This is a genomic window from Streptomyces sp. NRRL S-118, from assembly GCF_000716335.1.
Lineage (GTDB): Bacteria > Actinomycetota > Actinomycetes > Streptomycetales > Streptomycetaceae > Streptomyces.
The window spans coordinates 11,794-22,074 of sequence record NZ_KL591044.1 but is presented as its reverse complement, the minus strand read 5'-3'; the positions used below and the strand labels follow the sequence as shown (position 1 = coordinate 22,074).

Sequence of the window (10,281 nt, the reverse complement as noted above, 5' to 3'; positions counted from 1 at the left end):
GGCGGGTCGGACGGCGAGGATCTCCTCCCGAGCGCGATCCGAAGCGTACGGCGAGGATCTCCTCCCGAGCGCGATCCGAAGCGTACGGCGAGGTGTTCGGTGCCGGTCAGGACGCCGTCGCAGTCGCGGATCACGCGTCCCGACGGTTTCATCGTTTGTCGCAGGGCGGGCGCCGGGCCCACTGCGGTCACGGCTGGTCGGCGGTCAGCGGTGAGAGCGGCCGCTCGAAGAAGGTCTCCAGGACCACCGTCGCCTGCGTTCCGCTCACCCCGTCGATGGCGTAGATCCGGCGCAGCACGTCTTGCAGCTGCTCGGTGGTCGCGGTCCTGACCTTCACCAGCACCGAGGCACTGCCGGCGATGACGTGCGCCTCCAGGATCTCGGGGAGCGCGGCGAAGTCCGGCGCCGAATCACCCATCCAGGACGTCGAGTCGACCATCACGTAGGCCAGGACGGCGCTGCCCACGGCGGCCGGGTCCACGTCGACGGTGGTACGCCGGATGACGCCGCGCTCCCGCAGCTTCCGCACCCGCTCGTGGGCGGCACCGGCGGACAGGCCGACGGCCTGACCGAGCGCGGCGTAGGGCTGGGTGGCGTCCTGCTGGAGCTGCGCCAGCAGCGCCCGATCAATGTGATCCACAACTCTCCGTTCGGAATCGACTAGTCACGGCAGTATCTCATCTTGCAGCATGCGCTTCAGGCCGATTCACATTCGGCATGTGCTGACTTTCGTGAGGAGCGGACTCCATGAGCGGCGAGCGCCCGGGGCTGTACGAGATGCTTGACGACCGGTTCCGTACCGGGAGGTGCATGAACGGTGATGAGGCACTGGAGGTCCTGTACACCGGCTGCCGTTGGGCCGAGGGGCCGATCTACCTGCCCGCCTGGCGCCAGGTGGTCTGGAGCGACATCCCCAACGACCGGATGCTGCGGTGGGACGAGGAGACCGGCTCTGTCAGCGTCTTCCGCCGCTCCGCCGGACACACCAACGGCAACACCCTCGACCGCGAGGGCCGGCTGATCACCTGCGAGCAGGGCAACCGCCGGGTGACCCGGACCGAACACGACGGCACCCTCACCGTGCTGGCCGACCGCTGGCAGGGCAAGCGCCTGAACAGCCCGAACGACGCGACCGTGAAGTCCGACGGTTCCGTCTGGTTCTCCGACCCGGACTTCGGCATCACCAGCGACTACGAGGGGTATCGGGCGCAGAGCGAGATCGGCTCCAACAACGTCTACCGGATCGATCCGGCCACGGGCGACGTGCGACTGGTCGCGGACGGCTTCGGCGCGCCGAACGGGTTGGTCTTCTCACCCGACGAGCGGCAGCTGTTCGTCTCCGACACCCGAGCGGGCTTCATCCGGGTCTTCGACGTGCGCGACGACGGCACCCTGTCCGAGGGCGAGGTCTTCGCCGAGGCCGGGGCCCGCGGGAAGGCCCGCTTCGACAACCTCCGTTTCGACGACGGCGGCCGGCTCTGGGCCGCCGCGATGGACGACGGCGTGCACTGCTACGACCCCGACGGCACCCTGATCGGCCGCCTGAACGTGCCTGAGGCGGTTGCCAACATCGCCTGGGGCGGCGCCAAGCGCAACCGCCTCTTCATCACCGCGGAGACCAGCCTGTACTCGGTGGTCATGGGCGTCACCGGCACGCACCCGACCGGACCGGGGCGCAGGCCCTGGCTGGAGCCCGCGCCCCGGTGAACTCCCGGTCGGTCCGTCACCGCACCGTCGGGTCCGCGGGGTGCGGGCCGAGCGGGGCTCACCCCGCGCGATGGTGCTCCCGCGCCACCGCGGCCCCGGCTGAGCGCTGTCCTGAAGTGCGGTGTCGTTCAGGGCCCGTGGAGGGCGGGATGATGAGCCGCGTGACGAACAGTGTTGAGATGCACCCCGACCGGATACCGGGATACGACGGCGGCCCGTTCAGCCACCGCCCCGAACTCCTGGACGACAGGATGTTCTGGCTCGGCCACCTGTACAACTGCGTGCAGGACGAGGGAGCCGGCGAGCTGCTGCTCGGCGTCGACGAGGAGCAGGCGACGGATTTCCACCACCGGTTGCTCACCGGTGACGACTGGCCGGTCTTCACGGTGCCGCTCGCCGGCGGCCACCGGCTGCACGTGGTGTATCGCGCCTTCCAGGACGACGAGGGAGTCGACTACCTCCTGCACCATCCCCACTGGAAGCAGGTCGAGCACCTCGCCCAGGACGAGGGGCATTTCATGGGTCCGGCCCTGAACTGGGCCGAGCTGTGCGCCGCGGCCGACAGCGGACTTCCCGGTGGGAGCACGGACGACCCGCATGCCCGGCTGCTGCTCCTCCTGCCTGCGTGCGGCGACGACGCGGTGCCCGGTGACGCGGTCGACCGGCTGGCGGCCGCGCTCCACGCCCGCGTCGCCGTGGACGCCCCGGACAGGCTGGCGGCCGCTCTTCTCGAAAGCCAGCAGCCGGCCGGTCCTGTGCACTGGGTGAGGACCGAGGACACCGGCTGGATCAACGACGGGCACTACTCCTACCGCAACCCGGCCAATCGCTTCGCCCTGCCCACGACCCGCCTCGCCCGCGTCAGCGCCGCACTGGCCCCCGGCACGGGCGGTCCTCGCGGGCACCGCAGCCAGCCGTGATCCCCGGAGCTCCCGGGACATCGGCAGCCGGCCGGAGCCCGGCCGCCTGAGCGGGGGCGGGTCCCGGGGGGCGGGTCCCGGACGCGGGGACGTGGAGAGGGCGCGGGGTCCCGGACCCGCGCCCCTCCGGCGGCCGGCGGGCCGGAGGAGCGCTTCACCGATCAGGCGGGCTCGCGGCGCCCGGCGGGGCACCTCGGCGGTCCGGCCTGATCGACGGGGCGCCCCTGGCGCTACAGGCGCGGGTCGACCGGTTCGGACTCCAGGGCGAGGACCGCGAAGACCGCCTCGTGGACGCGCCACAGGGGCTCGCCGTCCGCCAGCCGGGCCAGTGCCTCCAGGCCGAGCGCGTACTCCCGCAGGGCGAGGGAGCGCTTGTGGCCGAGGAAGCGGCTGCGCAGCCGCTCCAGGTTGTCCGGACGGGTGTACTCGGGGCCGTAGATGATCCGCAGGTACTCCCGGCCGCGGCACTTGATGCCCGGCTGGACCAGGCGGCCCTTGCCGTCCCGGGCCAGCGCCGCGAGCGGCTTGACCACCATGCCCTCACCACCGCGGCCCGTCATCTCCCGCCACCAGTCGACACCGGCCGCCACCGACGCCTCGTCGCCCGTGTCGACGTACAGGCGGCGCGTGGTGCGCAGCAGCCCGGTGGTGTCGTGCTCGACCATGCGGTCGATCAGTGCCAGCTGCTCGTCGTGGGGGAGCGTGGCGAGGCTGCGGTCCCGCGCGGCGAGCAGCTGGAACGGCGCCAGCTGCACGCCCTCCAGCCCGTCGGTGGTCCAGCAGTAGCGGCGGTACGCGTCCGTGAAGGCGGCCGCGTCCGCGGCCCGCTCCCGCTGCCGGGCCAGCAGCCCGCCGACCTCCACACCACGCCCTGCCGCCGCTTCGAGGGCCCCCAGGGCGGCGGGGAAGGCGGCGGAGGACGCCGCGCCGACCGCCGCGTACTGCGAGCGCAGCAGCCCGGACGCCTTCAGCGACCAGGGCATCAGCTCGGCGTCGAGCAGCAGCCAGTCGGTGTCCAGCTCCTCCCACAGCCCGGCCGCCGCGATCGCGGCGCGCAGCCGGCCGAGGATCTCCTCGGTGACGGCGGCGTCGTCGAAGAAGGGCCGTCCGGTGCGCGTGTAGAGCGACCCGGTCGGACCCGCGTCCACGCCGAAGTGCTCCCGGGCCGCGTCCGCGTCCCGGCACACCAGGGCGACGGCGCGCGACCCCATGTGCTTCTCCTCGCACACGACGCGTCCGATCCCGTCGGCCGCGTAGGCGGCGAACGCCTCGGCCGGGTGCTCCAGGTAGCCGTCGAGGCGCGACGTGGCGGTGGGCGCCATCGTCGGCGGCAGGTAGGGCACGAGCCGCGGGTCGATCGCGAAGCGGCTCATCACCTCCAGTGCCGCCGCGGCGTTCTCCTCGCGCACGCCCACGTTGCCCGCGTACCGCGTCTCCACGACCCGGCGTCCGTGCACGTCGGCCAGGTCGAGCGGCCGGCCCTGGTGCCCGCCGGGCGCCTCCGTGGCGAGCGGCCTGACCGGCTCGTACCAGACCTTCTCGGCCGGTACGTCGACCAGTTCGCGCTCCGGCCAGCGCAGCGCGGTCATCCTGCCGCCGAACACCGCACCGGTGTCCAGGCAGATGGTGTTGTTGATCCACGAGGTGCTCGGCACGGGCGTGTGGCCGTAGACGACGGCGGCGCGCCCGCGGTAGTCCTCGGCCCACGGGTAGCGCACGGGCAGCCCGAACTCGTCGGTCTCGCCGGTCGTGTCGCCGTACAGCGCGTGCGAGCGCACCCGCCCCGAGGTCCGGCCGTGGTACTTCTCCGGCAGGCCGGCGTGACAGACGACGAGCCTGCCCCCGTCCAGGACGTAGTGGCTGACGAGCCCGCCGATGAACTCCCGCACCTGCGCGCGGAACTCCTCGCTCTCCTTGCCGAGCTGCTCGACGGTCTCGGCGAGGCCGTGCGTCTGCTGCACCTTCTTGCCGGAGAGCCAGCGGCCGAGCTTGTTCTCGTGGTTGCCGGGCACGCAGAGCGCGTCGCCGGAGGCGACCATGCCCATGACGCGGCGCAGCACGCCGGGGCTGTCCGGTCCGCGGTCGACGAGGTCGCCGACGAAGACGGCCGTGCGTCCCTCGGGGTGGTGGCCGTCGACGTAACCCAGCTTGGCGAGCAGCGTCTCCAGTTCGGAGGAGCAGCCGTGGATGTCGCCGATGATGTCGAAGGGGCCGGTCAGGTGGCGCAGGTCGTTGAACCGCTTCTCCAGGACGACCTCGGCCGCCTCGACCTCCTCCACGCCGCGCAGCACGTGCACCTTGCGGAAGCCCTCGCGCTCCAGGCCGCGCAGCGAACGGCGCAGCTCGCGGCGGTGGCGCTGGATGACGTGGCGCGGCATGCCGGCCCGGTCGGGGCGGGCGGCGTTGCGCTCGGCGCACACCTCCTCCGGCAGGTCGAGCACGATGGCGATGGGCAGCACGTCGTGCTCGCGCGCCAGCCGTATCAGCTGCCTGCGGCTCTCCTGCTGCACGTTCGTGGCGTCGACGACGGTCAGCCGACCGGCCGCGAGGCGCTTGCCCGCGATGTAGTGCAGGACGTCGAAGGCGTCGCCGCTGGCGCTCTGGTCGTTCTCGTCGTCGGCGACCAGCCCGCGGCAGAAGTCGGACGAGATGACCTCGGTCGGCTTGAAGTGCTTGCGCGCGAAGGTCGACTTGCCGGAGCCCGTGGCGCCGATGAGGACGACGAGGGACAGGTCGGTGACCGGCAGTCTGCGGGTCGGGGTCGGGGTCGGGGTCGTGGTCATGCGACCTTCTCCTCGGATGCCGGTGCGGATGCGGTTGCCGGCGCGGGCGCGGGTGCGGGCGCGGCCAGGGTGAAGACGGCCATCTGGGTCGGCGGGCCGACCTCGGGGTCGTCGGGGCCCACCGGGACGAACTCCACGCCGTACCCGTGTCGTTCCGCCACGGACCCGGCCCAGGTGCGGAACTCCTCGCGGGTCCACTCGAAGCGGTGGTCGCCGTGCCGGACGTGCCCGGCCGGCAGCGATTCCCAGCGGACGTTGTACTCGACGTTCGGCGTCGTCACCAGCACGGTCGCCGGGCGGGCGGCACCGAAGACGGCGTACTCCAGTGCGGGCAGCCGCGGCAGGTCGAGGTGCTCGATGACCTCGCTCAGCACGGCCGCGTCGTACCCCTTGAGCCGCTTGTCGGTGTACGCGAGGGATCCCTGCATCAGCCGGACGCGTTCCGCCTGCCGCTCACCCATGCGCTCGATCCGCAGCCGCCGCGCGGCCAGGGTCAGCGCCCGCATCGACACGTCCATGCCGACGATCTCGGTGAAACGCGGGTCCTTGAGCAGCTCGCGGACGAGCTGGCCCTGCCCGCAGCCGAGGTCCAGCACCCGGCTCGCGCCCGCGGCGCGCAGCGCCTCGATGATCGCCTCACGGCGCTGCACCGCGAGCGGGACGGGCCGCTCCTCGGTGTCCGCGTCCTCGTCGACGGCGTTGTCGAGCTCCTCCACCTCGGAGTCGTCGGCCGCGGCCAGCCGGGCCAGCTCGATGCGCTCCATCGCCTCCCGCGTCAGCGACCAGCGGCGCGACAGGTAGCGACTGGTGATCAGCTTGTGCTCCGGGTGGGCGGCCAGCCAGCCCTCACCGACCCGCAGCAGCTTGTCGACCTCGTCGGGCGAGACCCAGTAGTGCTTGGCGTCGTCCAGCACCGGCAGCAGCACGTACAGGTGCCGCAGGGCGTCGGCGAGCCGCTGCTCGCCCTCCAGGACGAGGCGTACGTAGCGCGAGTCGCCCCACTCCGGGAACCGCTCGTCCAGCGCGATCGGGTCGGCCGTCACCGTCCAGCCGAGCGGCTCGAACAGCTTGCGCACCAGGTCCGCCCCGCCGCGCGCGGGCAGCGCCGCCACTTCGATGCGCAGCGGCAGCGTCTGGCCGGCGAGCTCGGGCCGGGCGTTGCACTGCCCCTTCAGAGCGCTGGAGAAGACATTGCCGAGCGCGACGGCGAGCAGCGAGGAGGCGGCGTAGGGGCGGTCGTTCACGTACTGCGCGAGCGCCTGGTCGGGTGCGCCGCCGCGCCCCTTGCCCTTCCCGCGGCGTACGAGCGCCACCGGATCCACCTCCAGCAGGAGCGCGGCCGTGCAGCGCTCCGCCGACGCCTCGGGGTAGACGACGTGCGCCGTGCCGTAGGAGGTGGAGAACGCCTGCGCCTTGTCGGGATGCTTGTGCAGCAGGAACCCGAGGTCGGTCGCGGGGCGTTCAGGGATGCCGGTGGTACTGATCGTCAGGAACACAGGTCCGAGTATCACCCAGCGTGACGTGCCCGACCATGGGTTTTCGGTCCGGCGACGGTCCCGGGGCGCGTGGGAGGCGCACGGGGAGCACGGGGAGGATCACCCGTTTCGTGCCGCCCGGGGCGTGTTGACGCCGGTCTGGGCAGCCCCTACGTTCATCACCCACACGACTTCAACTCACCCGGTGAGCTGGGGAGTTGCATGCGAACGGACGAGCGGGCGGCACCGCAGTGCGGAGATCGGCGCGTTCCCGGAGCGGGCAGCACGGTACGGGCAGGGGAACGGCTTTCGGGGGTGCACGGTGAGTCTTTCCGGTCAGGACCGCGCCAGTGCGGAAGCGGTTGTTCCAGCAGGTGGTACGGCTCTGGAGCAGATCGTCTTCCGCTGGGACACCGGTACCGGTGCCGGCACCGACGCCGGTCGCGAGGGTGCTTCCGCCGCCTCCGGCGGCACCGCCCCCGGGCCGGTTCCGGTGGCCTGGTCGCCCGGCGCCGCCGGGGCGGAGGCCGGCCTCGGCCGCGCCGGAGCCCTGCTGCGCCCCACCGGCGGGGAACCCGCGCCGGCGCTGGTGCGGCTTCGGTACGGCGACGGCGTCCTGCTCGCCCACCGGTCGCCGTGGCGCGACGCGGACGGGCGCACCGGCACCCTGTGCCACGCGCTCGTCGGGCCGGCCGACCTCCTCGACCCCGCGACCTGCCTGGGCCTGCACGGGTGGTGCTGGCAGGGCAGCAGACTGCCGCCCGGCGTGCGCGGGCCGCTGCCGCCCGTCCCCGGCGCCGTGCTGCGCCCGACGGCCGAGGAGGGCCGGCTGCAGCTCGCCCGGACCGTGTCGCGCGCCCGGGACGAACTGACGGGCGCGGTCGCGGAGTTCCTGCGGGACCCCGCAGCCCGCTTCACGCTCCTGGACCCCTCGGGCGGTACGACGGCCTGCCGGGTGCTGTGGGGGCTGCACGGCATCTTCGGCGAGCACGCCGGGGACGGCTGGACGTTCGCCACGCACGACACCGCCGAGGCGGACGACCTGCGGTTCGTGTTCCTCGGCCACTGGACTGGCCGGCCGCCCGGCGGCGGGGCACGGCGGCGCACGGACCCCCTGGAGCGGCGCGCGGACCGGGCCGAGGAGGTCGCGCGGCGGCTGGTCTCCCACCACCTGCGCGACCTCGGCGAGGACGGCCGCCCCGCGCGCCGGGTGCGCACCGCGCTCAGGAGCGCCGCCGGGCACGCGTCGCGGCCCCTGCTGGAGGTGGCGGAGCACGCGCTGGTGCTGCTGGCGGACGAGGAGCATCCCGCCGCCCGGCCGGCGCGCCCCCCGGTGCAGCGGCCGCACAGGGCGGCGGACGCCGCTCCCGAGCCGCCCACCGCTCCCGAACCACCCGCCGCTCCGGAGCCGCCCGCCGCGCCCGAGTGGCCGGTCCCGCGCCGCGGAGTGCGCAGGTGGCGGCGCGCCGGGCGCTCACGGCGCGGGCGCCCCGGCCACCTGCTCGCGGTGGTGGCCCGTCCGTACGACCCGGCCGACCCGCACGCCCCGGGCGAACCGCTGTCCCGCGAGGTGCTGGACGGGGCCCCGGACGCGGACCTGCTGCGCGCGCTGCGCCAGCCCGTCCACTACGACGTGCTGTCGCAGCTCGTGGAGGAAGCCGTGGAGCGGTGGCCCGCCTGGAGCCGGGAGACGCGCACGCAGTTGTGCGTCGTCCTGCTCGACCAGGGGCTCTTCCTCACGGACCGCGCGGTGGACCTCGGCGACCCCGACGGCGGGGTACGGGCCGCCAACGCCGCCTCCCTCTACCGCTGGGCGGTCCGCCCGCTGCTCGGCGACCCGCGGATCTCGGACCGGCTGGCCGTCCTGCTGCCTCGGCTGAGCACCGGGCCGCACCGGGCCGCGCAGGCGGCGGTCCGCCGGATCGTGGAGAGCGACGAGCCCCGCCTGCCCGAGGCGGCCTGGCAGGCGCTGCTCATGGCCGCGTACACCGCCGCGCCCCCGGCCCCTTCGCAGCCCCTCGCGCCCCCGGCCTCTCCGCCCGCGCCCGTGGCACCGACCCGGGCCCCGGTGCCCGAGGGCACCACGCCGGCAGCCGCGCCCCCGGCCGGACGCCGGGAGGGCTCCGATGACCAGCGAGCCGTGCAGGACGGCCGGTTCGTCCTCTTCGGCCTGGGCGCCGCCCTGGTGCTCCTCCTGGTGGTCCTGATCGCGCTCCTGCTGGCGATCTGACGGTACGTCGGTCCCGCACGCGGGGGCGCGCGGAGCGCCCGCCTCGGCCAGGATGGAGGCATGGGATTCCATGTCGATTCCGAGACCGGGCGGCTCCGCCGCGTCATCCTGCACCGGCCCGACCTGGAGCTGAAGCGGCTGACGCCCAGCAACAAGGAGGGGCTCCTCTTCGACGACGTGCTCTGGGTGCGGCGGGCGCGTCAGGAGCACGACGGGTTCGCCGACGTGCTGCGCGACCGGGGCGTAATGGTGCACCTCTTCGGTGATCTGCTGCGCGAGGCACTGGAGATGCCGGCGGCCCGCAAGCTCGTGCTGGACCGGGTCTTCGACGAGAAGGAGTACGGGCCGCTCGCCACGGACCACCTGAGGGCGGTCTTCGACGCGATGGAGACGGCCAAGCTGGTCGAGGCGCTGGTCGGCGGCATGACGAAGCGGGAGTACCTGGCCGGTCACCCCGAGCCGACCTCCGTCCGGTTCCACGTCATGGACCTGGACGACTTCCTGCTGCCGCCGCTGCCGAACCACCTGTTCACCCGCGACACCTCCGCCTGGATATACGACGGTGTCGCCATCAACGCCATGCGCTACCCGGCCCGGCAGCGCGAGACGGTCCACTTCGAGGCGATCTACAAGCACCATCCCCTCTTCACCGGTCCCGAGGCCGGTTCCTTCCACCACTGGTCGGAGGGGCAGGACGACTACCCGTCCACCATCGAGGGCGGTGACGTGCTGGTGCTCGGCAACGGCGCGGTGCTCATCGGGATGAGCGAGAGGACCACCCCGCAGGCGGTGGAGATGCTGGCCCGCGGCATGTTCGCGGCCGGTTCGGCGCGCACGATCGTGGCGCTCGACATGCCGAAGAGCCGCGCCTTCATGCACCTGGACACGGTGATGACGATGGTCGCGGCGGACACGTTCACGCAGTACGCGGGGCTCGGCATGCTGCGCTCGTACACCATCGACCCGGGGGACCGGGGCGGCACGCTGAAGGTCTCGGACCATCCGCCCGAGCAGATGCACAGCGCGATCGCGGCGGCGCTCGGCCTGACGTCGATCCGGGTGCTGACCGCGACGCAGGACGTGCACGCGGCCGAGCGCGAGCAGTGGGACGACGGCTGCAACGTGCTGGCGGTGGAGCCGGGGGTCGTGGTCGCGTACGAGCGGAA

At 73.4% G+C, this 10,281-nt stretch carries 7 protein-coding genes; 4 read left to right on the top strand and 3 right to left on the bottom strand.

The genetic code is table 11. The features are described from left to right. Window positions 1–187 precede the first annotated feature (187 nt). Window positions 188–640, bottom strand: coding sequence for an Lrp/AsnC family transcriptional regulator (locus IH00_RS0135930; RefSeq protein ID WP_031080668.1), 453 nt, complete (start codon window positions 638–640; stop codon window positions 188–190). Window positions 641–747: 107 nt separating this feature from the next. Here IH00_RS0135930 and IH00_RS0135925 point away from each other — a divergent pair, with 107 nt between their 5' ends. Both IH00_RS0135925 and IH00_RS0135920 read left to right on the top strand, forming a co-directional pair. After that, window positions 748–1,707, top strand: a complete 960-nt coding sequence (locus IH00_RS0135925; RefSeq protein ID WP_031080666.1) for an SMP-30/gluconolactonase/LRE family protein — start codon at window positions 748–750, stop codon at window positions 1,705–1,707. 161 nt (window positions 1,708–1,868) lie between these two features. Continuing rightward, a complete protein-coding gene (locus tag IH00_RS0135920) occupies window positions 1,869–2,627 on the top strand; it encodes a hypothetical protein (RefSeq protein ID WP_199819882.1) in 759 nt (252 codons plus the stop codon). Window positions 2,628–2,857: 230 nt separating this feature from the next. On the opposite strand, the gene IH00_RS0135915 is transcribed toward IH00_RS0135920, so the two are convergent. Continuing rightward, window positions 2,858–5,410, bottom strand: a complete 2,553-nt coding sequence (locus IH00_RS0135915; protein WP_031080662.1) for a polynucleotide kinase-phosphatase — start codon at window positions 5,408–5,410, stop codon at window positions 2,858–2,860. Further along, window positions 5,407–6,906 carry a 3' terminal RNA ribose 2'-O-methyltransferase Hen1 gene (locus tag IH00_RS0135910; protein WP_031080660.1) on the bottom strand — a complete coding sequence of 500 codons (1,500 nt, stop codon included), beginning with the start codon at window positions 6,904–6,906 and terminating at the stop codon, window positions 5,407–5,409. Before IH00_RS0135910 ends, IH00_RS0135915 begins: the two co-directional genes overlap by 4 nt. Before the next feature lie 301 nt (window positions 6,907–7,207). Between IH00_RS0135910 and IH00_RS43145 the strand changes: the two genes are divergently transcribed. Beyond that, on the top strand, window positions 7,208–9,115 hold the full coding sequence (locus IH00_RS43145; RefSeq protein ID WP_031080658.1) for a hypothetical protein: 1,908 nt from the start codon (window positions 7,208–7,210) through the stop codon (window positions 9,113–9,115). Between the two features lie 60 nt (window positions 9,116–9,175). Beyond that, the coding region (locus IH00_RS38390; RefSeq protein WP_039947799.1) for an arginine deiminase at window positions 9,176–10,281 on the top strand (1,106 nt) is incomplete at its 3' end.